The sequence below is a fragment of the Gemmobacter aquarius genome (genome assembly GCF_003060865.1).
GTDB lineage: Bacteria > Pseudomonadota > Alphaproteobacteria > Rhodobacterales > Rhodobacteraceae > Paragemmobacter > Paragemmobacter aquarius.
This window is the reverse complement of sequence record NZ_CP028918.1, coordinates 1,904,230-1,929,421: the sequence shown is the minus strand read 5'-3', so window position 1 is coordinate 1,929,421 and position 25,192 is coordinate 1,904,230. Positions and strand designations below refer to the sequence as shown.

Below are 25,192 nucleotides of genomic sequence, written 5' to 3'. Positions count from 1 at the left end.
AGGATATGATATCCTCTCCTTCGTCCATTCCGGACCCCGCCACCGACGATGCGACCGACGCGCCTGCGCGCGCGCATCCCACCGTCCGCCTGAAACCCCGCACCGAGGCGCGGGCGATCCGCCACGGCTTCCCGTGGGTTTACGCCGACGAACTGGTGACAGACCGTCGCACCCAGAACCTGACGCCGGGGTCGCTTGCCATTCTCGAAGACGGCGACCGCCGCGTGGTCGGCCTCGTCACGATCAACCTCAAGTCCAAGATCGTGGGTCGCATGCTCGACCGCGACGCGGATGCGGTGATCGATCAGGCATGGTTTGCCGCCCGCCTGCAGCGCGCCCTCGACCTGCGCGCCCGCCTTTACGATGCGCCCTTCTACCGCCTCGTCCATGCCGAGGCTGACGGATTGCCCGGCATCGTGATCGACCGCTTCGGCGATGTCGCCGTTGTCCAGCCCAACGCCGCTTGGGCCGAACTGCATCTTGACGCATTGGTCGCCGCCCTGATGCAGGTGACGGGCGTCACAACGGTCGTGAAAAACGGCACGGGCAGGTCGCGCACGCTCGAAGGCATGAAGGAAGAAACCACCGTCGTCACGGGCGCGATCACGGGGCCGATTCCGGTGCCGATGAACGGGGCCACCTATATGGCCGATGTGACGGGGGGCCAGAAAACCGGCCTGTTCTACGACCAGCGCCCGAACCACGCCTTCGCCGCCTCGCTGGCCAAGGGCGCGCGCGTGCTCGACGTCTTCACCCATGTCGGCGGCTTCGCCCTTGCAGCCCTTGCCAACGGCGCCGTTTCGGCACTCGCCGTCGACGCCTCGGCCCCGGCCCTCGCCCTTGCCGAACAGGGCGCCGCCGCCAGCGGATTCGCCGACTGCTTCACCACCCGCCAAGGTGACGCCTTCGACGTTCTCGAAGCCATGGGTGCCGAACCCGACCGCTTCGATGTGGTGATCTGCGACCCGCCCGCCTTTGCACCGGGCAAGAACTCGCTCGAAGCTGGCCTGCGTGCCTATGAACGCCTCGCCCGCCTCGCCTCGCCGCTTGTGGCCGGCGGAGGCTACATCGTGCTTTGCTCCTGCTCGCATGCCGCCGACCTGCAAGCCTTCCGCTCGGCCTGCGCCCGCGGCATCGGGCGCGGGGGCCGCAAGGCGCAACTGCTGCATACCGGCTTTGCCGGTGCCGATCACCCGATGCTGCCGCAACTGGCGGAATCGGGTTATCTGAAATCGCTGGTCTTCCGGCTCGACTGACTTGCGCGCCGTCCTCGACGCCTGCGTCCTTTACCCCCCCGTGCTGCGCGACCTTCTGCTCGGTTGTGCCGTACGGGGGCTGTTTCAGGCCCGCTGGTCTGACCGCATCCTTGAAGAATGGGCCCGCGCCACCGTCAAACTCGGGGCAGGGCAGGAAGCCGCTGCCCGCTCCGACATCGCCCTGATGCGGGCCGCGTTTCCCGGCGCCTGCGTTCAGCCCGCGCCCGGCATCGAAGCCCGCCTGCACCTTCCCGACCCCGACGACATCCACGTCCTCGCCGTGGCGATCCAGTCGCACGCCGATGCGATCGTCACCTTCAACGCCAAGGATTTCCCGCGCCACACGCTGGCCGAGGAAGGCATCGACCGCCGCGACCCCGACGGTTTTTTATGGGAACTCTGGTCACGGCATCCAGCCGAAGCGGGCGCGGTCGTGGCCAAGGTCCACGCCACCGCCCAATCCATGGCTGGCCAACCCGTATCGCTCAAGGCCCTGTTGAAACGCGCGCAACTCCCGCGCTTCGCCAAGGCCGTCACTGCCGGTCACGCCTGAAGCCATCGCTTCTCGTTCGCCTCGATCGCCGCGATGCGTTCCGCGCTGTCGGGATGCGACATCAACCACGCAGGCATCCCGCCCCGGTGCCCCGCCATCGCGTCGAGCTTGCGGAACAGCGATTTTTGCGGCCCCGTCCCGATCCCCGCCTTGATCAGCAGCGCGGTCGCATAGGCATCTGCCTCGAACTCGTCGCGCCGCGACAACCGTGCCGCCAAGGCGCCAGAGATCAGGTTGGCGATCCACACCCCGACAAAGGGCAAGAACCGGCTCAGAAGCGCCGTCAGCATGAAGAACACCGCATTCTGCCCGGTGAAATCGATCATCCGCCGCCGCGCATGGCCCAGCGCAACATGCCCCAATTCATGCGCAATCACCGCGGCCAATTCCTCGGCCGTCACCTCGCCCCGCGCCTTGCGGTTCAAAAACCCCCGCGTCAGGAAAATCCGCCCGTCGGGTGCGGCAAGCCCGTTCACCGGCTCGACCTCGAAGACATTGACCTTTATCGCGGGCAATTCCAGCGCCGCCGCCATCCGGTCGGCCAGCCGCAGCACCGCAGGGTCGGTCAGCGGCTGCGACTGCGCGTCCAGCGTCTTATGCGTCCGCCAGACCGAAAAGCGGAACATCAGGAACGCATAACCAAGCGCAAGGATCAGGGGCAGCACCTTTATCATACCCCCGATATGGCCCGCAGACCGCCCCGCGAAAAGGGGCGCCTGAATTTTCGCAGAAAATTCGTTGGCGCAAGTCGCAGGGCAGGGCGGTCACTCCCGCTCCTGCGCCATCCCCCACAACACGCGGCCCAGCAACAGCGCCACCACCCCCGCCGCGACCGCCAGCCCAAGGTTGCCAAGCGTCGACCCCAGCGCCTGGATGTCTGCCGAGAAGCGGTAGCCCAGCCCCAGATAGACCGTCACCCAGATCGCCTCGCCACTGGCCGAGGCGACCGCAAAGCGCCGCCACGGCAGCCGCGCCGCCCCTGCGGCAAGGTTGACATAAGGCCCCAGCGCCGACACCAGCCAGCGCGAATAGAACACCGCCGGACGCTGCCGCTCGTGCAACCACGCGACCGCCCGCCGCAGCATCCGCCCCGCTTTGCGCCGCGTCCCGATCCGCTCGAGAAGCGGGCCCCCCGCGTAACGCCCCAGCAGATAGCCCGCCTGATCGCCCAGAACGGCGCCCGCCAGCCCCGCCCCCCAGATCACGCCAAAGGGCAGGTCACCCGCAGCGGCAAAGGCCCCGCCCGCCAGCATCACCAGCGACGCCGGAATGGGCAGTGCCATACAGGCCAGAAAATTGGCCAGCGCCACCAAAAGCGCCCCCCATTCCGGCACGAGCCTCAGCAGGGTTTCGGTCATTCGTCGCCGCCCTGCGCTTCATGCGCCGCGATTGCAGCCTCCAGTTCGGCCAGCACCTCGGCCAAGGGCCGCCCCGCAGCCCGCGCCAGAGCGTCGACCGGCAACCCTGCCTCGCCGGCCTCGTCGAGACGCAGGATCGCGCCCAATTCCTCGCGGCGCAGATCATAGGTCCGCTCGATATAGCGCGGCGTCATCCAGGCGGCGACAGGCTGCTCGGCCCGCCACGCCAGCGTGACCGCAAAGGTCAGCGCCCTGACCCCGAAAAACCCCACGGCAACCAGCGCCAGCGCAAAGGCCAGCGTCAGCACCGGATGCCTGCGCCACAATCGCCCGATCATCGCAATACCCCCATGCCCCGCACCAACCCTTCCAGCGTCATCGGCACCATGCGCCCGCCGAAGATGTCACCGATCATGCGCGTCGATTGCGTGTGTTGCCAATGCGCTTCCGGCACGGGGTTGATCCACAGATGCCGCGGCCATTGCGCGCAGGCCCGCTCCAGCCAGACCCGCCCGCTTTCGGCGTTCCAATGTTCGTTGGCACCCCCCGGATGCAAGATCTCATAGGGGCTCATTGCCGCATCGCCGACAAAGATGCAGGTCCAGTCCTGCCCGTGCGTCCGGAGCAAGTCCCACGTCGCCACCTGCGCCGCGCGCCGCCGCGCATTGTCGCGCCAGACGCCTTCGTACAGGCAATTGTGGAAATACCAGCTTTCCAGCGTCTTGAACTCGGACTTCGCCGCGCTGAACAGCTCTTCCATCACCTGCACATGCGGGTCCATCGACCCGCCCACGTCAAGGAAAAGCAGCACCTTCACAGCGTTGCGCCGTTCAGGCCTCGTCTGCACGTCAAGCCAGCCGCGTTCGGCCGTGGCGCGGATCGTGCCGTCGAGGTCCAATTCCTCGGCCGCCCCGTCCCGCGCCCAGCGCCGCAACCGGCGCAGCGCCAGCTTGATCCCTCGCGTCCCCAGTTCCACCCCGTCGTCCAGATCGCGGAACTCGCGCCGGTCCCATACCTTGACCGCACTGCGGTGGCGGCTTTCTTCCTGCCCGATCCGCACGCCTTCGGGGTTGTAGCCGTAGGCCCCGAAGGACGAGGTTCCCGCTGTCCCGATCCATTTGCTTCCGCCCTGATGTCGCGCGCGCTGCTCGGCCAGCCGTTGCCGCAACCGCTCCATCAGCGCGGCAAACCCGCCCGCCGCCTGCACCTCGGCGCGTTCTTCGGGCGTCAGGTGCTTTTCGGCCAGCTTCTCCAGCCAGTCGCGCGGCACCTCCAGCGCGTCGAGCACCGCCGCATCGTCTATGCGCTCCAACCCGCTGAACGACATGGAAAAAGCACGATCGAAGCGGTCCAGATGCGCTTCGTCCTTGACCATCGACACCCGCGCCAGATGGTAGAACCCGTCAATGTCATATCCGGCAATCCCCGCCGATACGCCATCCAGAAAAGTCAGGAATTCCCCGATCGAAACCGGAACGCCCTCGGCCCGCAAAGTTGCGAAAAAGGGCAGTAACATCCGCCCCTCCGCTAGACGATGCGACCGACGACGATGGTGATGACCAGACCGACAAGCGCGAACAGGATGCCATAAGCCGCCCCGTATTGAGCTGCGTCGAGCTTGCGCCCGCCCCGCTTCAACGCCGTCCGCGCCCCGATGGCCGCCCCGATGACCAGCCCAGCAATCACGATCATTCCGTCAGCGCCCCCGATATCGGCGGGGGCACAGCGCCCCGCCTGTCAGCCCTTGCCCGCACCGCCCGCCAGACCCGCAATCTCGTTCATGCGGGCGCGGACCTGCGCGTCAGAGCCGAACCCATACCGTGCCCAACCCAGACTGTCGAGACGCGCCTCGCGGCTTTCCGCCCGCATCCCCAACCGGTCAAGCGCCTGCGCCCGTATCATGTAGAGCGTTGCCAGAAGCGATGCGTTCTCGGCCGCGTTTATCACCGGCCAGGCGCGGTCGGTCAGCGCCAGCGCGTCTTTCGACTGCCCCTGCGCCACGGCAAAGGCCGCAAGCTGCATATCCACATGCGCGGCCTGAATAGTGCCGCCCGGCAGGCTGCGGTAAATCTCGCCCGCCTTGCGGAAGGCCGCAACGGAAGCAGGAAAATCGCCCTTCACATTCGAACGGGCCCAGGCAAACAGGCTGAACGCCATCCGCCCGTCCTGCCAGCCCTGCGCGCGGGCGATAGACAGCATCCGCTCGGCCGCCGCCTTGCGTGCCGCAGGCGACCCGCGCTGCCCCAAAGCTGCCCCGACCGCCGCTTCCCATGCGCGCGGCGTCACGCTCAGATCGCCCATACGGCCGATCGCCTCGCCCCGCGGGTTCAGCCGCGCCAGAATCGCCGGCAGGCGTGCTGCAACCTCGGCCTTGGTCATGCCGCTGTGCAGGGCAGGGTCGTTGTGCGCCCGCAGCACCAGCATGTCGAAGCCGGTCAGCACCGTGTGAAAGTTGTCGTCGTTGAAAACCGAATCCGACAAACGGTACAGGTCGTTCAGCGGCCCCATGGCCTGGGCGACCTCTTCATGCAGACAGTCCCGCACTTCCTGCGGCGACGTGTCCGAGGGCGCAAAGATCGCCACATGTTTGCGCTCCACCACCGTGGTCCAGTCCGTGTCGGGGGCGGCACGGTTGGCGCGGTACTCGGCAAACGACGTCACACGCGGCACCACGAAACAGGCCGCCGAAGGCACCATCTTCGACAAGGCCGAGCGCGGCACGAATTCCATGGTGATGCTGGGGACCACTCCCTTGGGCGCCAAGCCCACATTCAGACCGGCCTCGGTCTGGAAGCGCCGGATCACCCGCGCCAGATCGACCGGCGCGGTGGCGGGCACGTCTCCGGTCAGACCGATGGAGATCGGACCCTCGAACCGGCTCAGCACCGGCAAAGAGCGCCCGCTCTCCATCTGGAACTGCAATTCCAGCATATCCGCCGCGATTTCCGCGTTGGAATACTGCGGCGCGCTACCGGCCCGCCCCGGAAAACTCTGCATCGCAGGCTGGCCAAGACCCGAAACCGAATCCTGCCCGCGGTTCATCGTCACTTCGGCAACAGGCATCTGGGCGCAGGCCCCCAGCAAAAGCGCGAATAGGGGCAGTGTCCGGCGCATGGCGCGGAGAGGCGTTGGAATATACATGTATGGCAGCTCGTTCTTGGCACTGGTACGACGGCAGGACGATCCGGCCGCTCGCGATGCCCGTGGCATCTGTCACCCGCCCGCAAGGATGCCCCCGCATCCTCCGGCCGGACCGGCGCGCGTCTGTGGCAAGCCGTGTCTCTGCCATGACCAAGCGCCGCGCAAGGCGCGAAACCGGCAAAAGGGGACAGAGGGACACCAACACTTCGACACCATTCAAACGCACAACCGACAGGGACAGAAAACCCCGCGCAAGTGTCCGCACTTGGGCACTCCGGTGTCAACTTGCGGGAATCTTCGTGCCCGAAACCGGATCAACCCTTGGAGGGCTGCTTTGCGCGAACCGCTAGATCGGCCACACAAGTATCACGTAATATTTCAAAATATGTCATTTACAGACAGTTTTGTTACCACATTGTGGCGAAACCTTGGCCAAATCACGGCAGAATCATGCGAATCGTTTACCGCCGCGCCGCAAAGGCCAGCCGCTCGAACAGATGGATGTCCTGCTCGGTCTTGAGCAGCGCGCCATGCAGCTTGGGCAAAAGTGACCTACCCTCGCGCCGCAGATCCTCGGCCGTCAGATCCTCGGCCAGGATCAGCTTCAGCCAGTCCAGCACCTCCGACGTGCTCGGCTTCTTCTTCAACCCCGGCACATCGCGAATCTCGTAGAACTGCGCCAGCGCCGCCGCCAGCAGATCCTCCTTGATCCGCGGAAAATGCACGCCGACGATCGCCCGCAGCGTCTCGGCATCGGGAAAGCGGATGAAATGAAAGAAGCACCGCCGCAAGAACGCGTCGGGCAGATCCTTCTCGTTGTTCGAGGTGATGATGACCACGGGCCGGTGCCGCGCCCGCACCGTCTCGCCGGTCTCGTAGACATGGAACTCCATCCGGTCCAATTCCTGGAGCAGATCGTTGGGAAATTCGATATCCGCCTTGTCCACTTCGTCGATCAGCAGCACCACCTTGCCCGCCGCCTCGAACGCCTGCCACAGCTTGCCCTTGCGGATATAGGCGTTCACATCCTGAACCCGCGCCTCGCCCAACTGGCTGTCGCGCAAACGGCTCACCGCATCGTACTCATACAGTCCCTGCTGCGCCCGCGTCGTCGATTTCACATGCCATTCGATCAACGGCAGCCCCAGCGACGCCGCCACCTGCCGCGCAAGCTCGGTCTTTCCCGTCCCCGGTTCCCCTTTCACCAGCAAGGGCCGCTCCAGCGTCACTGCGGCGTTCACCGCCAGCGTCAACGCGTCGGTGGCGATATATCTTGCGGTCGAGGTGAACTTCATCGCGGGCAAACCGTTTTTGCATGGAACGTGCCGACCCTAACGACGCCGCGATTTCGTCGCAACCGCTAGTGACAACGCCCCGCCGATAGTCTAGATGCACCCGCAATTGGGGAGCGCGTCATGACAGCAAGCCACCTGTCGGAGCGATCCGAAGACTTGGAGAGAGCAGCCATGAAGCCCGAGGTGTTCCTGCCAGACGATTACCGTCCCGCCGAGGACGAGCCGTTCATGAATGACCGCCAGCTTGAATATTTCCGCCGCAAGCTTATCAACTGGAAAGCGGAACTCATCGAACAATCCGCCGAGACGATCGACAACCTGCAAGATTCGGCTCGCAACGTCCCCGACATCGCCGACCGCGCCTCCGAAGAAACCGACCGCGCGCTCGAACTTCGCACCCGCGACCGCCAGCGCAAACTCGTCTCCAAGATCGACGCCGCCTTGCGCCGCATCGACAACGGCGAATACGGCTATTGCGAGATGACGGGCGAACCCATCAGCCTCAAGCGCCTCGATGCCCGCCCCATCGCCACCATGACGCTGGAAGCGCAGGAAAAGCACGAACGCCGCGAAAAGGTCCACCGCGACGAGTGACTTGGTCGCAGGGCAGGGTGGGTGCAGGGGGCTTGAACCCCGCGCCCGATGCGCAAAGAATGACGCCGGACCGCACAGGTCCGGCGTTTTGCGTGACGGGGAAGCGACATGAGCCTGATCGGACAGCCGGTAACCATCCTCGGCGCAGGCGTAGCCGGTCTGGCCCTTGCCCGTGCGCTCGCTCTGCGCGGTGCCTCTGTCACCGTGCTGGAACAGGCCGATGCGATCCGCGAGGTCGGGGCGGGCCTCCAGATCAGCCCCAACGGCGCAACCGTTCTGCGCGCCCTTGGCCTGCCGGTCGATTCAATCTCGACCCGCGCCGAAGCGGTCGAACTGCGCGACGGCTTTGACAATTCGCGCGTCCTCCGCCTCGATCTCGCCCGCCTGCGCCCCGATATGGGCTGGCATTTCGTCCACCGCGCCGACCTGATCGGTCTTCTTGCCACCGGCGCACGCGATGCTGGCGTCGATATCCGCCTGCTGACCAGAATCGAAAGCGTCGACCTGTCAGGCGACCGCCCCCGCGCCATCACCGCGCAAGGCCACGTGATCGAGTCCCCGCTTCTCGTCGGGGCCGATGGCCTGCATTCCCCCGCCCGCGCCGCCCTCACCGGCAAGGTCGCACCCTTCTTCACCCATCAGGTCGCATGGCGCGCGGTGCTGCCCAGCCTCCCCGGCGAGCCGAACGTCGCCGAAGTCCACATGGGCCCCGGCCGCCACCTTGTCAGCTATCCCCTCCGCTCCGGCACCCTTCGCAACATCGTCGCGGTTGAAGAACGCCGCCGTTGGGTCGAAGAGGGCTGGACCCTGCGCGACGACCCGATGGAACTGCGTCTCGCCTTCGAAAACTTCAGCCCCCGCGTCCGGGGCTGGCTCGATCAGGTGCAAGACGTCTGGCTATGGGGGCTGTTCCGCCATCCCGTCGCGAAACGCTGGCACGCCGTCCTGCCAAAGGGGGCCATGGCCATCCTCGGCGACGCCGCCCATCCCACGCTGCCCTTCCTCGCCCAAGGCGCAAACATGGCGCTCGAAGACGCATGGGCGCTCGCCGCAGCACTTTCCGCCAGCGACAGCCCCGCCGCTGCGCTCGCCGCCTACCAATCCGCCCGCGCCCCGCGCACGGCCAGGATCGTTCAGGCCGCCAACGCATCGGCCCGCGCCTATCATCTGTCAGGCCCGACCCGCAGCATCGCCCATGCTGCACTCCGCCTCGGCGGCGTACTCGCCCCCGGCATGGCGCTCAAACGCTACGACTGGATCTACCGCCACGACGTGACCGCCTGACCCGCGCCCCCACATTTTCTGTCCGGAAATATCCTCGGGGGTCGGGGGGCAGAAAGCCCCCCGTTCCGCACCCTCAGTTATAAGTAAAGGTCGAAATCTCGCAGATATTGACCGCTTCCTTCACCAGCTCGTCGCCGTCATCGAACACCGCCTTGAAGTCGAATTTGCAATACCCGCTCGAGTCGTCGAAATTGATCACGACCGAAGACCCGCTCGGCAGCACATCCTGCCCGAGGATGTCTTCTTCCCAGCTTTTCGATCCGGTGTTCGACCCGTAGAACTTTACGATGGCATAGCCGGTCTCGTTCACGATCGTCACCCGCCGGTCCAGCGCATGGGCAGGCAGGCTGGCGAAAAGTACGGAACCGGCAAGGATCACGGATGCAAGGCGCGACATGATTGAACCCCCAAAGGACGGTATGTCCTTGGGCAAATGGTTCATCCGGCCCCGCCTTTGGGCAATGTCATAGTTATTTTAGTTAACGAAACGCGGCGCCCTGTGGCCGCGCTGCATCACGGCTTCGTGACTCGATCACAAAGCCAGCTCGACCCAGACCGGCACATGGTCCGACGGTTTTTCCAGCCCCCGCACGGCCTTGTCGATGCCCGCCGTCACCAGAAGGTCGGCGCATTGCGGCGACAAAAGCAGATGATCGATGCGGATGCCGTTGTTCCGCTCCCACGCCCCCGCCTGATAGTCCCAGAAACTATAGCGCCCCGGCGTCTGGTCGACCGCGCGAAAGGCATCGGTCAGGCCCAGATTGACGATCCGCCTGTAAGCCGCCCGCGTCTGGGGCAGAAACAGCGCGTCCTCGGCCCAGACGGCGGGCTTTGCCGCGTCCTCTGGCTGCGGGATCACGTTGTAATCGCCACAAAAGGCCAGCGGCTCCTCGGTGGCAAGCAATTCGGCCACCCGCGCCTCCATCCGCGCCATCCATGCCAGCTTGTAGTCGTACTTTGGCCCCGGCGCTGGGTTGCCGTTGGGCAGGTAAAGTCCGCAGACCCGCACCGACCGCGACTCGCCGATCACCGTGGCCTCGATCCAGCGCGACTGCTCGTCGCTCGCGTCCCCCGGCAACCCCCGCACCACATCCTCCAGCGGCAGCCGCGACAGGATCGCCACCCCGTTGAACCCCTTTTGCCCATGTGTCTCGACGGCAAACCCCATGTCCTCGAAGATCTCGCGCGGAAACCCCTCGTCCACCGATTTGATCTCTTGCAGGCAGACCACATCGGGCTTGGCCTCGGCCAGCCACGCGGGCAAGGCCTCGATCCGCGCCTTGATCCCGTTGATATTGAAAGTGGCGAGTTTCATGGGCATCTCCCTTTGCCCCGTCATAAGGCGGGACAGGGGGCCAAACAAGTCAGGCGATCGCCACCGCAGGCATCCGCGCCGCCGCCAGCCACATCGCATCCAGCGCCCGCAACTCGGCCGGATCGAAGCGGTCGGCCTCCTCCCAGTAACGCCCTGATGGCACGACATAGCCCAAATCCGCCTCGCGCTTCAGCGCGTCTGCGGCAAGACCTGCGTCATAGGGCAGGGGGCTTGCCTGCAAATCCCCAAGCGTCACCCGCGGAAACACCAGCCGCGACGGCCCGTCCGACAGGTTGACCATTGCGCAACCCTGCATCGCGGCCAGCACCATCAACCGCGCCGATTTCGCTTCCAGCGATTGCAGCGTGATATCCGCCCGCAGCGGATCGGCAGTGCCAGCGCCATAGAAATGCGTCGCACCCGCCGGATAATGCATGTCGCAACCGAAAGCGGCGATCACCTTTGGCCGCAACGCATGCAATGCCCAATAGCCAGCGGTAAAGGCCATGGTCCCTCCCGCATAGACAAAGCCGCCATAAGCGTTCTGCGCGGGCACGAAATCCTCTTGCAGCACCGTGACCTGACCGGCCTTCGGCACCGGGCGGCGGTCCTCGGGGTAATCCCACGGGTAGATATGGTAATCCCAGTCGGGACGCACGGCATGCGCGTTGTTGATCGCAACTATCGCGTCAATACCACTGCGCGGCCAGTCTGCCGCGCGCGTCACCATCGGCGCAGAGCCGAGCATCAGTACAACCGCCATTTCCCGCACGTCCCGCCTTGCCAGGCTGGAAACCATAGCGCAGCACGCCGCAAGGGCGAGGGCAAGGTTAGGATTTATCCTGTCAGATCATACAGAAAAGCTTGTCCCGCAGCCGCAGGACGATGTCGCATTCGGGTTTTGGATGACGAACCGCGCGCCGATCAACTCTTCCGTATAATCGATCACCGCGTTTTGCAGGAAGGGCAGCGACACGGCATCCACCAGAACCTTTTGCCCGCCCTTTTCAAGCACCAGATCATCCGCGCCCGCATCGTCCAGCCGGATGTCATACTGGAACCCCGAACAGCCACCGCCCTCGACCGCCACGCGAAGCGCCTTCTGCTCTCCGGTCGCCTCGCAAATCTCGGCAAGGCGGGCAAAGGCGCGGTCGGTCACGCGCGGCGGCAAATCGGTCGGAAGTTGCAGGTCCATGATGAAATCCGTGGTCCAAAGGGGTGACCTTGAATATAGGAGGGGAAAGACCATTCAACAAGAACAGGTTGCCCATGCTTGCCCCCTATGCCTGCCACCCCGACCAGTCCCGCGGCAGGCTGCATCAGGAACGCATGTCCTCCTTCCGCTCGCCCTTCCAGCGCGACCGCGACCGCATCATCCATTCCTCGGCCTTCCGCCGCCTGAAACACAAGACGCAGGTCTTCGTCGAACACGAAGGCGACTACTACCGCACCCGCCTGACCCATTCGATCGAGGTGGCACAGGTCGCCCGCACCATCTCGGGCGTTCTCGGCCTGAACACCGACCTGGCCGAGGCGATCGCTCTGGCCCACGACCTTGGCCACACTCCCTTTGGCCACACCGGCGAAGATGCGCTCGGCCTGCTCATGCAGCCCTACGGCGGCTTTGACCACAACGCGCAGGCCCTGCGGATCGTCACGCGGCTGGAACGGCACTACGCCGATTTCGACGGTCTGAACCTGACATGGGAAAGCCTCGAGGGTATCGCCAAGCACAATGGCCCCGTCACTGGCCCGAATGCCGACAAGAAGCACGCAGGCCCGCTCCCCTATGCGCTGGCCGAGGTGAACGCCCTCTGGGACCTAGAACTTTCCACCCACGCGAGCGCCGAGGCGCAGGTCGCAGCCATCGCCGACGATGTCGCCTATTCCCACCACGATCTGCACGACGGCCTGCGCTCGGGCCTCTTTAGCGAAGCCGACCTGATGGACCTGCCCGTCACCGGCCCCGCCTTTGCCGAAGTCGACGCCCTTTATCCCGGTCTCGACAAGATGCGCCGCCGGCACGAGGCGCTGCGCCGCGTGTTCGGCCGCATGGTCGAAGATGTCATTGCCGTAGCACATAACCGCCTGTCGGCCGCGCAACCCAAAAGCGTGGACGACATCCGCCACCTCGGCACCACGGTGATCCGCTTTTCCAAACCGCTCTATCAGGAACTGAAGGCGATCCGCTCGTTCCTGTTCCACCGCATGTATCGCGCCCCCAGCGTCATGGCCGAACGCGCCAAGGTGACGCGCGTGGTCAATGACCTTTTCCCGCTGTTCATCGCGCAGCCCGACCGCCTGCCCGACGAATGGCGCACCGATGTGCGCGCCGCCACCGACGAGGTGACGCTGGCCCGCATCGTGGCCGATTACGTCGCAGGCATGACCGACCGCTTCGCCATACAGGAACACGCCCGCCTGTTCGGAGGCGTCGAAGGCCGATGACACCCGATTACGACGCCTGGCACCGCCAACGCCTTGCCGATCTGGCGGCCCCCGACGGTTGGCTGAACCTGACCGACCGCATCGACATCGGGCAGGCCAGCTATTCCCTCGGCAGCAACCCCGCAAACGATCTGCGCCTTTCTGCAGGGCCAGGCTACCTCGGCACACTCCATACGCAGGGGAACGAAGTGACCCTCGCCTCCGCTGGCGAAACCTGCCCCTTCGTTGCCACCACTGGCAACCCGATGCTCGAAACCGCAGGACTGCTGCTTGAGATCATGACGGTCGATGACCAACGCTCGCTCCGCGTCCGCGATCTGGGAAAGCGCGTCACAGCCCCCGAAATCCCGCGCTACCCCGCCACGCCCGCATGGCGCATCACCGCAAAGTGGACCCCGCTTGCCACGCCGCGATCCGTCGACATCGATATGGTCAACGGCGCGACCGTCACATTGCAGCAAACCCACCGCGCCGAATTCACCCATGACGGCCAACCCGTCGCCCTGACCGTCGCCCACCACAAGGCCGAAGGCCCGATGTTCGTCTTCCGCGACAAGACCGCAGGCGAAACCTACGGCGCAGGCCGCTTCCTATATGGCAGCGAAAACCCCGACGGTACCATCACCCTGGATTTCAACTGCGCCTTCAACCCGCCCTGCGCGTTTAGCGAACACGCCATCTGCCCGCTTCCCCCACGCGAAAACATCCTCCCCTTCCGCATCGAGGCAGGCGAGAAAATTCCCTTAACCTGAAGATTTTTCTGCGAAAAATCTCGCCTCCTGCTCCCGCGGTCAAAAAGTGAGGGGGCCAGCCCCCATCGGCCCTTGGCCGATTCCCCCGGAGTATTTGCCGCAAGGATGAAGACGCATGCTTTTGCTCTTCACCTTTGCCCAAGTACTCATCTTTATTCGACTTCGGCCGGTAGCGGTCACGTTAGCCGTTTCGCCCTGATTTTTCGCAGAAAAATCGTCGGGTCGCGCGATCAGCGCCGCGCGGCCTGCAGCCAGACCAGCGCCAGCCCGACCGACAGGATCGCGTTCCAGCCAGCCATCGAAATCTCCAGCATCTGCCACGCAATCGCGTCGCAGCGGATCACCGCGCCCACCGTCACATCGGGGTTCAGCAGGTCGGTCATCGACACCCCGCCCAGCGAGCTTGCGGTGCAGGATGCCAGACCCTCCCACCACTTCTGCTCGACGCCGACATGAAACACCCCGATCGCCGCCGTGGCCAACGCCGCGATGGCGCCCAGAACCGGAAGCACCCGCCCGCCGATCGCCAGGGCCAAAGCCCCGATCAGCACCGCCGCCGCATGGGGCCACCGTTGGTAAAGGCACAACTGGCAGGGCGCCAGACCGCCGATGTACTGAAAGGCGAAAGCCCCCGCCAACAAAAGCGCCGATCCTCCGGCCGCGATGGCAACCAGCCTGTTTCGGGGCGTTTCCAGCATCACATCACCTCGTAAAGGGCGACCAGAACAGCCACCACAGCCAAGACCGCCAAAGCAATCCATTTGAACCGCGTCTCGAAAAATGTCGCGATCCGCACGCCATACCGGCGCAAAAGCCATGCGAGCAGATAGAACCGCCCGCCGCGCGCCACGATGGCCGAGACGATGAACAGTTTCAGATCGAAGGCAACCACCCCTGACAGGATCGTGACCACCTTCATCGGCGGAATATGCGACAGCCCCGAGGTTACAAGCATGGTCAGGATCGCCGCATCCCCGGTCCGCGCCTTCAGGGCATCAAAGGCCGCAGCCTTGCCGTAAAAGTCCAGTATAGGCAGCGCCAGCGCATGAAACGCCCAATGCCCGATCGCCCAGCCGAGGATCCCGCCAAGCACGCTCGTGACCGTCGCGATCAGCGCATAGCGCATCGCCCGCTCGGGCCGCGCCAGACACATCGGCACGAACAGCACATCCGCGGGCACAGGAAAGACCGAGCTTTCGACAAAGCTCAATGCCCCCAGCGCCACCGGAGCCTGCTTCGATCCCGACCAGCGCAGCGTCCAGTCGTAAAGTCCTCGGATCATCCCGGCCCTCGCCTGCGTTGTGCAAGGGCCTTGCATCACGGGCAGGGATCAAGGTCAAGTGACGGGGTCTATCGAAAGGATGGCACGATGGAATGGCGCGGACGGCGGGGCAGCAACAATATCGAGGATCGCCGCCGCATGGGCGGGGGCGGCAGGGCAGGGGTCGGCGGCGTCGGCGTAATCGCGGTCGTCCTGATCGGCTGGTTCTTCGGCGTCGATCTGACACCGCTTCTGCAAGACGGCCAGCAAACCGCCCCGCAAGGCCAGACCCGTGAACTGACCGCCGAAGACCGCGAGATCGGCCAATTCGTCTCGGTCACCCTCGCCGATACCGAAGAGGTCTGGCAGGCCGTCTTCCGCGACCAGGTCGGCCAGCCCTACACCCCCGCCACCCTGGTCCTGTTCAGCGGCGCCACCCGGTCGGGCTGCGGCGGTGCAACCGAAGCCTCGGGGCCATTCTACTGCCCGCTCGACAAAAAGGTCTACCTCGACACAGGCTTTTTCCGCACCCTCGAACGCCAGCTCGGCGCGGGCGGCGATTTCGCCGCAGCCTATGTGATCGCCCATGAAATCGGCCACCATGTGCAAGACGAACTCGGCATCCTCGAAGAAACCACCCGCATGCGCCAATCCATGTCGGAAGCGGATGCGAACGCCGTCTCGGTCCGCGTCGAATTGATGGCCGATTGTCTCGCCGGTGTCTGGGCCAAGGGCGCGCAGGCGCAGTTCGGCAGCATCGAGGCGGGCGACATCGCCGAGGCGATGAATGCCGCGGCCCGCATCGGCGACGACACGCTGCAACAGAACGCAGGCCGCCGCCCCGTGCCCGACAGCTTTACCCATGGCACATCCGACCAGCGGATGCGCTGGTTCGCCACCGGGCAGGATACGGGCCAAATCGACAGTTGCGATACGTTTGGTGCCCGCACACTCTGACAGGCCACAGGCGCGCGGCGCTTTGCCAAAACTCCGGTCCCTTGCGCTTGACTTCCCCCGCCCGATCCTCCTAGAACACGGCCCAGTGCGGGTGTGGTGGAATGGTAGACGCGACAGACTCAAACTCTGTTTCCGAAAGGAGTGTCGGTTCGAGTCCGACCACCCGCACCATATTTTCGATTATGGAATGTGCCAGCCACGCCGCATGAAGCGGTGTGATTCCGGCCATTCTCCGCCCCGGTCCCTCGCCGGGCATCTTGGCGCCGGAACCGCGCCGCCCGTCAGGCATTTCCCCTGACAGCTTCCATCCGGTCGAAAGGGATCATCATGGCGGGAAACAAATCCAAGGGCGGCAAAGGAGCGGGGTCGTCCAACGACCAGCGCGGCGGTATCGCCAAAGCGCAGGAATCGGCCCGCAAAGGCGGCCAGGACACCGCATCGAGCGCATCCGAGCCCAAAGCAACCGGAGCGTCCAAAGGCGGCAAATCGGGCGGCAAGTCCTGACCGCTGCGGCGCACTGATCTGGTTTGAATACTTAAGATAAGGGCGGCGCATCCGCTGGTTGCATTGCGCCGCCCGCCCCTTGGCGCGATATTCACCGGCGATAATCCGCCCAAAAGGTATCCGCCATGACCATCCGCAATCCTTCCGATCCTACTCTTGGCATGCTGAACGTGACCCAGCACTGGTTCGACAACGATATGGACCAATGGGGCAAGACCAAGGGTGACGAGGTGTTCGAGGGTGGCCACCGTGTCTCGCGTCTGCTTGGCCCCGACGGCGCGCCGTTGGTCTATCCCAAGGCGAGGCTCGGCTTCGACCTGACGCCCCGCAAACGCCGCTGACAGTTTCAAATCCCCGCCTGCCACGCTATAGCGAGCAAAACGCAAGGCGCAGCGGGGGGCGGGCGGATGGAGCGGATCGACAGGCTCATGATGCAGGGCGCGGGTCTCTGGCTCGCGCTGTTTCTGACCCTGATCCTTGCCCTTCCCGGTTTCTTCTCGCTTCCCCCCGTCGACAGGGACGAGGTGCTTTTCGCCCAATCCTCGGCCCAGATGCTCGGCTCGGGGGATCTGGTGGACATCCGCTTCGCCGACCAAAGCCGTTACAAGAAGCCGGTCGGCATTTACTGGCTGCAAACGCTGTCGGCGGCGGTCACCGGCCAGCCACAGGCAATCCAGAGCTACCGCCTCGTCTCGCTTCTGGGCGGGCTGATCGCGGTCGGCTTCACCTACGGCATCGCCCGCCGCATCCTGACCCCGGCAGGGGCGACCCTCGCTGCCGTCATGCTGGGGTCGTGTTTCATCCTCGGGGCCGAGATGCGGCTTGCCAAGACCGATGCCTTCCTTTTGGGCAGCATCACGGCGGCAGGCTTCGTGCTGGCCCGGCTCTGGCTTCCGGCGGGAAAGGGCCAGTCGGTGGCTTTGCCCGCGCCTTGGGCGGCTCTGTTCTGGGTGGCGCTTTCGTTTCAGATCCTTGTGAAAGGCCCGATTGGCCCGCTTGTGACCCTGCCGCTGCTCGCAGGCCTGTGCTGGCTGCGCCGCGACCTTGCGATCCTGCGCGCCCTGCGCCCGATTTGGGGCCTCGCCCTGACCGCAGCCCTTGTCCTGCCGTGGCTCGTCGCCATCACCCTGCGCTCTGACGGGGCGTTCTGGACGGCTTCGGTCGGCCAAGACATGCTGGCGAAAGTGGGCGGCGCCAAGGAAAGCCACGGCGCGCCCCCCGGCAGCTATCTGATCGGCCTCTGGCTGACCTTCTGGCCCGCAGCCCTCCTTCTTGGCCCCGCAATCCCCGCGATCTGGCGCAACCGCCGCGCGCCTGTCGTGGCCTTTGCCGCGCTCTGGATCTTGCCCTTCTGGCTGGTGTTCGAGGCGACGCCGACAAAACTGGTGCATTACACCATGCCGACTTATCCGATGCTGGCGCTGCTGGCCGCCTGGTCCTTTACCACCTATGGCGCGGGAAACCGCTGGCTGGCACGGGCGCTGGCCGTCGTGCCCTTCCTGCTTCTCGCAGCCCTGATCTATGGCGCGGCCGAAGTCGGCGGCACTCTGGCATGGACCTACTGGACCGGAACCCTGGCGCTACTCGCCGCCACCGCTTTCCTGCTGGTCGCGCAAACGAAATCCCGGACCGGAGCCGCCACTCTCGGGCTCTTTGCCTGCGGTGTTGCGCTGTCCTTCGCCTTCTACCCCACGCTGGCCCGCATGCCGGTGCTTTGGCCCGCCCCCGCCATTGCCGCGCTCGAACGCGCCGGCTGCCGCTTGGTGGTTGCAGGCTATACCGAACCTTCGCTCGTATTTCTGACGCAAAACCGCGCAATCCGCAGCGACGGGGCAGGGGCCGCCGCCGAATGGGCAAAACCGGGCTGCATCACCGCCGTGATCGACCAGCGCGAAAAGGCGGCCTTCGGCCAAGCCGGAAGCCCGTCGCAGACGATCACCGCAATCGCCCTTGGCAATGGCCGCAAACTCGCGCTCTCGGTCTTTACCCGCGACTGAGGCGGAACGCCGCCAACGCCGCGAGCACATCGGCATCGTTGCCCGGCTGAAACCTGTCCCCGAACGAACGCGGCTAACGGACAACCGCGCCCGGTTGGGTGCAGGCTATCCAACCTGTCAAGACGATCTCGCATGAACCGCCCGAGCACTGGCAGGCCTGCAACTCTCCTTGATCCGAGCAGATGTATTCGCCATGGGTCGCCGCCCGCCCGCCAAAGGGGTTGGAACAACTGCCGGAACCCGATGCAATGGGGGCAGGTTCAGGCGTGGGTCTTGATTGCGGGGGCGGAGCCGCCATCGCCATGCTCGCATATGTGGCGAGTAATGATACTGTGATAGTGTGAGCGGTGTCGAATTTGGTGAGGACTTCCGGCGGAATGTCATCGCGATTTGTGAATAGGCCTTCAATGGAAGCCATGTAAGCTTTGCAGGCTTTTTCCGTTGGCGAAGTTCTTCTGTCATATGCGTCGAGCTCGGCTCGCGAATAATGGCGCTGCTCCACCTCGTAGGGATGGTACCTGCAGTCTGACGGAAACGGAATCGCAAGCGCCTTTGCCGCTTTATCTGTTGATGCGGGAAGCTTTCCGCCCTTCAGGCAGGGGTTGTAGGTGCCGCTTCCCTTGACCTCGCAGCCCTCGTGTTCGGCGGGGTCGGGGCGCGGAGCATCGGGCGCTTTCGTGAAGGCTTCGACATCCGTGGCCAGATCGTCCATCGGGGTGACGCAGGCAGAAAGAAGCAGCGCGGCAAGGAACACAAGCGTAGCGGATCGGGGGAACGGCATCACTCATGACTCCGGATAGGAACAACACAGGCTTGCATGATAATCTATCCTTACATGCATGCCGAAGGAAAAGTTTCGGCCTCGCCCCGCGACTTAGGGCGCGGTGCCGCCCGCGCGCCATGCCGCCCAAGCCTCGGGCGTGTCGAGATCGGTGGTCGCATGGCCCTGTGGAAGCGTGACAAGCCGCACCCGTGCGGCGTGACGCGCAAGCACCCACCTCGCCCCTTCATCCCCCGTCAGACCAAGCAATTCGCCGCGCAAATCGGCGGGAAACAGCACGGGATGCCCCGGCGTCCCGTCAGGATCGGCCCCCCGCCAGACGCACGCGGGATCGGCCGCTGACGCGGCGATCACCGCGGTCAGGTCGGGCGTGTCGATCAGCGGTAAATCCGAGAGCAGCAGCAGTACCGCTGACCCTTCGGGCAAGGATTGCACACCTGCCACCAGACTCGCAGCCATGCCTTCGGTCGCTTCTGTAGCAGTAACCGATGCCACATCCAGACCATCCAGCGCGGCACGCCGCGCGGGCCGGTCTGCCGCCAGAACCAACGTTACGGGACAGCCAGTGGCCAAGGCCACACCGGCGACGCGCCGCAAAAGCGGCGCGCCCTCGACCACTTCCAAAAGCTTGTCCGCCCCTCGCATCCGGGAGGACGACCCTGCGGCAAGGATCAGGATATTCGGGGTCATGCTGTGCCTGCCAAAGTCGGGGGGCAGAATGCCCCCCGAGGATATTTGAGGACAGAAAATGAAGAAAGGGGGCGCTTGGCCCCCTTTGCAAACTTATCCGCGCATCCTTGCGCCATCCCCGTCCCACAAGGGTGCGAGGTGGACCGTTGCGCGGCGCCGTTCGCCGAGGATTTCGATCTCGCATTCCAGACCGTCCTTGACCTTATCGGCAGGCAAAAAGCCCATCGCCGCCGATTTGCCGGTCCAGTGGCTGAAGCCGCCACTGGTGCAGAACCCGACCACGTTGCCCTCCAGCCAGATCGGCTCCCAGGCCACCACATCGGCGTCGTTTGCATCGACGACGAAGTTGACCAGACGCCGCTTCGGCCCGCTCGCCTTTTCAGCCGTTGCCGCCGCCTTGCCGATCCAGTCGGCCTCCTTGTTCCAGCGGATGAACCGGTCGAGCCCGGTTTCGGCGGGCGTATAATCAGGCGAGAACTCGCGCCCCCATGACCCGAACCACTTGTCGAGCCGCAGGGACATCATCGCCCGCATCCCGAAGGCGCGGATGCCAAGATCCTTGCCCGCTTCGTTCAGCACGTCCCACAGGTGGCGCACCGACATGTGGTCGGTAAAGATCTCGAAGCCCAGATCGCCAGTGTAGCTGACGCGCTGCACGAGGCAATTGGCCATGCCCACGGTCATGCGCTTGGCATCCATGAACTTGAAGGCCTCGCCCGACACGTCCGAGCGTGTGACGCGTGACAGCAACTCACGCGCCTGCGGCCCTGCGATCTGGAAGCCCGACACCGCATCCGACACGTTGTCGACGCGCACGCCCTCCATCATGTTCTGCTCGAACCAGCGGCCGTGCCAGCCCTGCGCGCCATAGCTGGCGGTCAGCTGGAATTCGGTTTCCGACAGGCAGGTCACCGTGAAATCGCCGATGATCTTGCCCGAATGCGCCAGCATCGGCGTCAGCGACAGACGCCCCGGCTTGGGGATCGCCCCCGCCATGATCCGGTCCAGCCATGCCCGCGCATTCGGCCCCGTGACCTTGTATTTGCCGAAGTTCTGCACCTCGTTGATGCCCACGCCGTTCCGCACGGCCAGCACCTCTTGGCGCGTCGCCTCCCATGCGTTCGAGCGTTTGAACGAAGGCTCCTCATAGCGCGGCTCGCCGGGCAGGGCGTAGTAGTTCGGCACTTCCAGCCCGTATTGCTGGCCCCAGACCGCATCCATCTTGTCGAAGACTTCATACATCGGCGTGGTGCGGAAGGGCCGCGCTGCCGGACGCTCCTCGTTCGGATAGCTGACCGAGAAACGCATCTGGTAATTCTCGATCACCTTGGGCACGGTATAGCCCGGCGAGGTCCAGTTGCCGAAGCGCGACACGTCGAAGCCGCGCGGATCACGCTCCACCTCGCCCTCGATCATCCATTGCGCCAAGGCCAGACCCATGCCGCCGCCTTGGGAGAAACCGGCCATGACAGCGCAGGCAGACCAATAGTTCCGCAAGCCCGGTACCGGCCCGATCAGCGGGTTTCCGTCAGGAGCAAAGGTGAACGGCCCGTGGATCACGCGCTTGACGCCCGCACGCTGCAGGGCGGGGAAGCGGCGGTACGAGAACTCGATCGAGTCGGCAATCTTGTCGAATGCATCGGGCAGCAATTCCTGCCCCCAGGTCCAGGGCGTGCCGTCGATGCTCCACCCCTCGCAGGGCTTTTCGTAGAACCCGATGCAGAAGCCGCGGCCTTCCTGACGCAGGTAGCTTTCGCCACCCGGGTCCATCACATGCGGGAATTCGCGCCCGCCACGGGCAACGATTTCGGGGATGTCGTCGGTCACGATATACTGGTGCGCCATCGGCAGCAACGGCAGGTAAACCCCTGCCATCGCACCTACTTCCCGCGCCCACAGCCCGCCTGCGTTCACCAGATGCTCGCAGGTGATTGTGCCCTTGTCGGTCACCACTTCCCAACCATCGCGCGTCGGGTTCGTGGCGATCACCTTGGTGTGCAGCACGATTTCCGCCCCGCCCATCTTGGCCGCCTTGGCATAGGCATGGGTGGTGCCGTAAGGGTCGAGGTGGCCGTCGAGCGGGTCATAAAGCGCACCCACGATCCCTTCGAGGTTGACCATCCCGTCGGTCAGCTTGGCAATCTCTTCCGGCCCGAGGATTTCGGTATCCAGCCCCATGTAACGGTGCTTGGCGCGTTCGGCCTTCAACTGCTCGAACCGCGCGGCATTGTCGGCCAGCGTGATGCCACCCACATGGTGCAACCCGCAGGACATGCCGGTGATCGCTTCAAGCTCTTTGTACAACCGGATCGTATAACCCTGCAACGCCGCCATGTTGGTGTCGCCGTTCAGCGTGTGGAACCCGCCCGCCGCATGCCACGTGCTGCCAGAGGTCAATTCCGACCGCTCGATCAGCGTGACATCCGACCAGCCAAGCTTGGTCAGGTGGTACAGCACCGAACAGCCGACGACGCCACCGCCGATGACGACGACACGGGTATGGGTTTTCATGGGGGATCCCTCGCAAAAATGTTGCCGCCACATTCACCGCAGTGCCTGAAAGTCTCATGCCGGAACGCGACAAAAAATGTCGCAAGCCAAGCGTCGCCCGCAAAGCAAAAGGGCGAACCCCATGGTCCGCCCCGTCGCATTTACCCGTCGCTTTTCCCGGTCGCCATTCCCCGCTGCCGCGCCAAGCCTCACTTGCCGGGCAACAACCCGCGCGGACTGAACCGCAGCACCAGAAGCAGGATGACCCCCAGCGTCAACAGCCGCATATGCGGCGCCGCTTCCACCAGATGCGCCTTGAACCAGCCATCCGCCAAGCCGCTTGTCAAAAGACCCATCATTCCCGGCCCAAGGCTTTCGACAATCAGCCAAAGCCAGCCGATCAACAGCCCACCCAGCACCGACCCCCAGTTGTTGCCCGACCCGCCCACGATGACCATCACCCAGATCAGGAAGGTGAACCGCAACGGGTTATAGGTGCCGGGCACCAATTGGCCTTCCATGCTCGTCATCATCGCCCCGGCGATTCCGACGACCGCCGAGCCGAGGATGAAGATCTGCAAATGCCGCTTGGTGACGTTCTTGCCCATCGCATTCGCCGCGACCTCGTTGTCGCGGATCGCCCGCATCATGCGGCCCCAAGGGGAATGCAGCGCCCGTTCCGACAGCCAGATGATCGCCAGAAGCACCAGCGTGAACAACACGACGTAGCACAGCTTCACGATGATCGTCGATGCCGTCACCGGATCGAAGCCCCAGCGCGTCACCCAGTCAAGGAAACCGGGGTCTTTCTGCAAGAACACCTCATACGGAACCGGCCAGGGGCGCGGCAACTCGTCCACGTTCTTGACGCCCCGCGCCAGCCAATCCTCGTTTCGCATCACCGCCACGATGATCTCGGCGATGCCAAGCGTGGCAATGGCAAGGTAATCCGACCGCAGCCCCAAGGCTGTCTTGCCGATGGCCCAGGCCGCCGCCGCCGCCAGCAATCCGCCCACCGGCCAAGCCAGAAGCGAGGGCAGGCCCAAGCCGCCAAGGTTACCGAATGTCGCCGGATCGTTCGACTCGACCGCCATGACCGACGGGTCGATCACGGCGCGGAACACCACGAAGCCCAGCACCAGAATGGCCATCGTGGTCAGCATCCGCGCGCGCCCCGCCGCCATGCGGTTCCAGACAAAGACCGCCAGCGCGATCGAGGCCGCGCCAAGCAACAGCCCCGTCAGAATTCCCGGCCCGCCCGCGTTCCAGCCAGCAACGACAGGCTGCGCTGACACCAGCACCACTGCCAGCCCGCCCAACGCGGTAAAGCCCATGATCCCGGTGTTGAACAAGCCGGCATAGCCCCACTGGATATTCACCCCCAGCGCCATGATCGATGACAAAAGCCCCATCAGCAGGATGGAAAGTGCAAGGTTCCAGCTGAACAGGAACCCGGTTCCGGCATAAAGCAGCGCCAGAACAACAAAGAGGATCGTCGTCCGGTTCATACCGATTTCCCCTTGAAAAGCCCGGTGGGCATGAACAGCAGCACAAGGATCAGGATCGCGAAACTGACCGCAAGTTTGTAATCGGTCGACATCAGCTGGATCAGATTGTCCGGCGCCATGCTTTCAGGCACCACATAGGTCAGAACCTTCTTCCACGCATAGGTGACCGTGACTTCCGAGAACGCGATCACGAATCCGCCCGCAATCGCGCCCAAGGGGTTGCCAAGCCCGCCGACGATGGCGGCGGCAAAGATCGGCAACAAAAGCTGGAAATAGGTGAAGGCCTTGAACGATTTGTCCAAGCCGTAAAGCACCCCCGCAATCGTCGCGAGGGCGGCGGCGATGATCCACGTTACCTGCACCACACGGTCGGGGTTGATGCCCGACAAAAGCGCCAGATCCTCGTTGTCCGAAAACGCCCGCATCGATTTGCCGGTACGGGTCTTTTGCAAGAACCAGAACAGCCAGGCCACCACGACCACCGCCACCACGACCGTGATCGCCTGCGTCGACCGGATCGCCAGCCCCTCGGCCAGCCCCGTCATCGCCTTGAAATCACCGGCCGAGATCAGGAACCGCCCGCCATCCGCGAAATTCTGCTCGTCTACCCCGATGAACAGCCGCACGATCCCGTTCATCACGAACATCACGCCCAGCGAAACCATGACAAGAATGGTCGGCACAGCCTTCTTTTTGCGATAGAATTTATAGATCAGCCAATCCGTCGCCAGAACCAGCAACGCCGTAGCGGCGATCCCGAAGGGCAGCCCCAAAAGCGCGGTCGGCAACACGCCAAAGGTAATCCCCATGGCCTGAAACCCCCATGTGGCGTAGATCGTCACCATGGTGCCGAAAGCCATGGTGTCGCCATGGGCAAAGTTCGAAAAACGCAGGATGCCATAGATCAGCGTCACCCCCAGCGCGCCCAGCGCAAGCTGCGCGCCATAGGCAAGACCCGGCACGAAGACAAAGTTGAGGAATGCGATCAACGCGTTCAGAAAATCCATC

Annotated in this window: 28 protein-coding genes and 1 tRNA gene; 11 read left to right on the top strand and 18 right to left on the bottom strand. The window is 64.5% G+C overall.

Features of this window, described 5'->3' with window-relative positions:
* The first annotated feature begins 5 nt into the window (after positions 1–5).
* Complete coding sequence (locus HYN69_RS09265) at positions 6–1,256, top strand: RSP_2647 family RNA methyltransferase (RefSeq protein WP_108435494.1); 1,251 nt, start codon at positions 6–8, stop codon at positions 1,254–1,256.
* A 1-nt stretch (position 1,257) separates the two neighbouring features.
* Positions 1,258–1,809 (top strand): RSP_2648 family PIN domain-containing protein, encoded by a 552-nt coding sequence (locus tag HYN69_RS09260; protein ID WP_108435493.1) that lies wholly within the window; start codon positions 1,258–1,260, stop codon positions 1,807–1,809.
* Here HYN69_RS09260 and HYN69_RS09255 read toward each other — a convergent pair.
* From HYN69_RS09255 to HYN69_RS09230, 7 genes are all read right to left on the bottom strand, one after another.
* The gene (locus HYN69_RS09255; RefSeq protein WP_108435492.1) at positions 1,800–2,483 is read right to left on the bottom strand and encodes a M48 family metallopeptidase; all 684 of its coding nucleotides are present in this window, start codon (positions 2,481–2,483) and stop codon (positions 1,800–1,802) included. The two genes, HYN69_RS09260 and HYN69_RS09255, sit on opposite strands and share 10 nt — an antisense overlap.
* A gap of 90 nt (positions 2,484–2,573) precedes the next feature.
* Positions 2,574–3,167 carry a DedA family protein gene (locus HYN69_RS09250; protein ID WP_108435491.1) on the bottom strand — a complete coding sequence of 198 codons (594 nt, stop codon included), beginning with the start codon at positions 3,165–3,167 and terminating at the stop codon, positions 2,574–2,576.
* Positions 3,164–3,505: a hypothetical protein gene (locus tag HYN69_RS09245; protein WP_108435490.1), complete on the bottom strand. Its 342-nt coding sequence runs from the start codon at positions 3,503–3,505 to the stop codon at positions 3,164–3,166. The genes HYN69_RS09250 and HYN69_RS09245 overlap by 4 nt, the downstream gene beginning before the upstream one ends.
* Entirely contained in the window at positions 3,502–4,683 is a 1,182-nt protein-coding gene (locus HYN69_RS09240; protein WP_108435489.1) for a vWA domain-containing protein, read from the bottom strand. Before HYN69_RS09240 ends, HYN69_RS09245 begins: the two co-directional genes overlap by 4 nt.
* Before the next feature lie 11 nt (positions 4,684–4,694).
* A complete protein-coding gene (locus HYN69_RS20985) occupies positions 4,695–4,859 on the bottom strand; it encodes a hypothetical protein (RefSeq protein ID WP_174213611.1) in 165 nt (54 codons plus the stop codon).
* A gap of 45 nt (positions 4,860–4,904) precedes the next feature.
* Positions 4,905–6,281 carry a DUF2927 domain-containing protein gene (locus HYN69_RS09235; RefSeq protein WP_108435488.1) on the bottom strand — a complete coding sequence of 459 codons (1,377 nt, stop codon included), beginning with the start codon at positions 6,279–6,281 and terminating at the stop codon, positions 4,905–4,907.
* 488 nt (positions 6,282–6,769) lie between these two features.
* Positions 6,770–7,603, bottom strand: a complete 834-nt coding sequence (locus HYN69_RS09230; protein WP_108435487.1) for an AAA family ATPase — start codon at positions 7,601–7,603, stop codon at positions 6,770–6,772.
* A 171-nt stretch (positions 7,604–7,774) separates the two neighbouring features.
* Between HYN69_RS09230 and dksA the strand changes: the two genes are divergently transcribed.
* Together dksA and HYN69_RS09220 are read left to right on the top strand one after the other, a co-directional pair.
* The gene (gene dksA, locus HYN69_RS09225) at positions 7,775–8,197 is read left to right on the top strand and encodes an RNA polymerase-binding protein DksA (RefSeq protein WP_108435486.1); all 423 of its coding nucleotides are present in this window, start codon (positions 7,775–7,777) and stop codon (positions 8,195–8,197) included.
* Positions 8,198–8,305: 108 nt separating this feature from the next.
* Entirely contained in the window at positions 8,306–9,481 is a 1,176-nt protein-coding gene (locus HYN69_RS09220) for an FAD-dependent monooxygenase (RefSeq protein WP_108435485.1), read from the top strand.
* Positions 9,482–9,554: 73 nt separating this feature from the next.
* Here the strand turns inward: HYN69_RS09220 and HYN69_RS09215 are convergent, their stop codons facing one another.
* The 4 genes from HYN69_RS09215 to erpA form a co-directional block, all read right to left on the bottom strand.
* The gene (locus HYN69_RS09215; RefSeq protein WP_108437122.1) at positions 9,555–9,878 is read right to left on the bottom strand and encodes a hypothetical protein; all 324 of its coding nucleotides are present in this window, start codon (positions 9,876–9,878) and stop codon (positions 9,555–9,557) included.
* Positions 9,879–10,013: 135 nt separating this feature from the next.
* Entirely contained in the window at positions 10,014–10,796 is a 783-nt protein-coding gene (xth, locus tag HYN69_RS09210) for an exodeoxyribonuclease III (RefSeq protein ID WP_108435484.1), read from the bottom strand.
* A gap of 49 nt (positions 10,797–10,845) precedes the next feature.
* Positions 10,846–11,559 carry a hypothetical protein gene (locus HYN69_RS09205; protein ID WP_108435483.1) on the bottom strand — a complete coding sequence of 238 codons (714 nt, stop codon included), beginning with the start codon at positions 11,557–11,559 and terminating at the stop codon, positions 10,846–10,848.
* A gap of 87 nt (positions 11,560–11,646) precedes the next feature.
* Positions 11,647–11,991, bottom strand: a complete 345-nt coding sequence (gene erpA / locus HYN69_RS09200) for an iron-sulfur cluster insertion protein ErpA (RefSeq protein WP_108435482.1) — start codon at positions 11,989–11,991, stop codon at positions 11,647–11,649.
* Between the two features lie 74 nt (positions 11,992–12,065).
* Between erpA and HYN69_RS09195 the strand changes: the two genes are divergently transcribed.
* Complete coding sequence (locus tag HYN69_RS09195) at positions 12,066–13,244, top strand: deoxyguanosinetriphosphate triphosphohydrolase (RefSeq protein WP_108435481.1); 1,179 nt, start codon at positions 12,066–12,068, stop codon at positions 13,242–13,244.
* Positions 13,241–13,996 (top strand): DUF1684 domain-containing protein, encoded by a 756-nt coding sequence (locus tag HYN69_RS09190; RefSeq protein ID WP_108435480.1) that lies wholly within the window; start codon positions 13,241–13,243, stop codon positions 13,994–13,996. Before HYN69_RS09195 ends, HYN69_RS09190 begins: the two co-directional genes overlap by 4 nt.
* Before the next feature lie 230 nt (positions 13,997–14,226).
* On the opposite strand, the gene HYN69_RS09185 is transcribed toward HYN69_RS09190, so the two are convergent.
* Together HYN69_RS09185 and HYN69_RS09180 are read right to left on the bottom strand one after the other, a co-directional pair.
* Complete coding sequence (locus HYN69_RS09185; protein ID WP_108435479.1) at positions 14,227–14,694, bottom strand: disulfide bond formation protein B; 468 nt, start codon at positions 14,692–14,694, stop codon at positions 14,227–14,229.
* Positions 14,694–15,278 carry a YqaA family protein gene (locus tag HYN69_RS09180; RefSeq protein ID WP_108435478.1) on the bottom strand — a complete coding sequence of 195 codons (585 nt, stop codon included), beginning with the start codon at positions 15,276–15,278 and terminating at the stop codon, positions 14,694–14,696. The genes HYN69_RS09185 and HYN69_RS09180 overlap by 1 nt, the downstream gene beginning before the upstream one ends.
* 87 nt (positions 15,279–15,365) lie before the next feature.
* On the opposite strand from HYN69_RS09180, the gene ypfJ reads away from it, so the two are divergent.
* The 5 genes from ypfJ (at position 15,366) to HYN69_RS09160 (ending at position 18,715) form a co-directional block, all read left to right on the top strand.
* A complete protein-coding gene (gene ypfJ, locus HYN69_RS09175) occupies positions 15,366–16,214 on the top strand; it encodes a KPN_02809 family neutral zinc metallopeptidase (protein ID WP_108435477.1) in 849 nt (282 codons plus the stop codon).
* An 87-nt stretch (positions 16,215–16,301) separates the two neighbouring features.
* Positions 16,302–16,385: transfer RNA gene (locus tag HYN69_RS09170), tRNA-Leu, on the top strand.
* 156 nt (positions 16,386–16,541) lie between these two features.
* Positions 16,542–16,718: a hypothetical protein gene (locus HYN69_RS20560; RefSeq protein WP_159082412.1), complete on the top strand. Its 177-nt coding sequence runs from the start codon at positions 16,542–16,544 to the stop codon at positions 16,716–16,718.
* A 125-nt stretch (positions 16,719–16,843) separates the two neighbouring features.
* Positions 16,844–17,059, top strand: coding sequence for a hypothetical protein (locus tag HYN69_RS09165; protein ID WP_108435476.1), 216 nt, complete (start codon positions 16,844–16,846; stop codon positions 17,057–17,059).
* Positions 17,060–17,125: 66 nt separating this feature from the next.
* Positions 17,126–18,715, top strand: a complete 1,590-nt coding sequence (locus HYN69_RS09160; protein ID WP_108435475.1) for an ArnT family glycosyltransferase — start codon at positions 17,126–17,128, stop codon at positions 18,713–18,715.
* A 73-nt stretch (positions 18,716–18,788) separates the two neighbouring features.
* On the opposite strand, the gene HYN69_RS20555 is transcribed toward HYN69_RS09160, so the two are convergent.
* From HYN69_RS20555 to HYN69_RS09140, 5 genes are all read right to left on the bottom strand, one after another.
* Entirely contained in the window at positions 18,789–19,427 is a 639-nt protein-coding gene (locus HYN69_RS20555) for a hypothetical protein (protein WP_216824584.1), read from the bottom strand.
* Between the two features lie 162 nt (positions 19,428–19,589).
* Positions 19,590–20,186, bottom strand: a complete 597-nt coding sequence (locus tag HYN69_RS09155; protein ID WP_108435474.1) for a nucleotidyltransferase family protein — start codon at positions 20,184–20,186, stop codon at positions 19,590–19,592.
* Between the two features lie 93 nt (positions 20,187–20,279).
* The gene (locus tag HYN69_RS09150; protein ID WP_108435473.1) at positions 20,280–22,697 is read right to left on the bottom strand and encodes a GcvT family protein; all 2,418 of its coding nucleotides are present in this window, start codon (positions 22,695–22,697) and stop codon (positions 20,280–20,282) included.
* A 188-nt stretch (positions 22,698–22,885) separates the two neighbouring features.
* Entirely contained in the window at positions 22,886–24,184 is a 1,299-nt protein-coding gene (locus HYN69_RS09145) for a branched-chain amino acid ABC transporter permease (protein ID WP_108435472.1), read from the bottom strand.
* Positions 24,181–25,191: a branched-chain amino acid ABC transporter permease gene (locus HYN69_RS09140; protein ID WP_108435471.1), complete on the bottom strand. Its 1,011-nt coding sequence runs from the start codon at positions 25,189–25,191 to the stop codon at positions 24,181–24,183. Before HYN69_RS09140 ends, HYN69_RS09145 begins: the two co-directional genes overlap by 4 nt.
* Position 25,192: the final 1 nt, after the last annotated feature.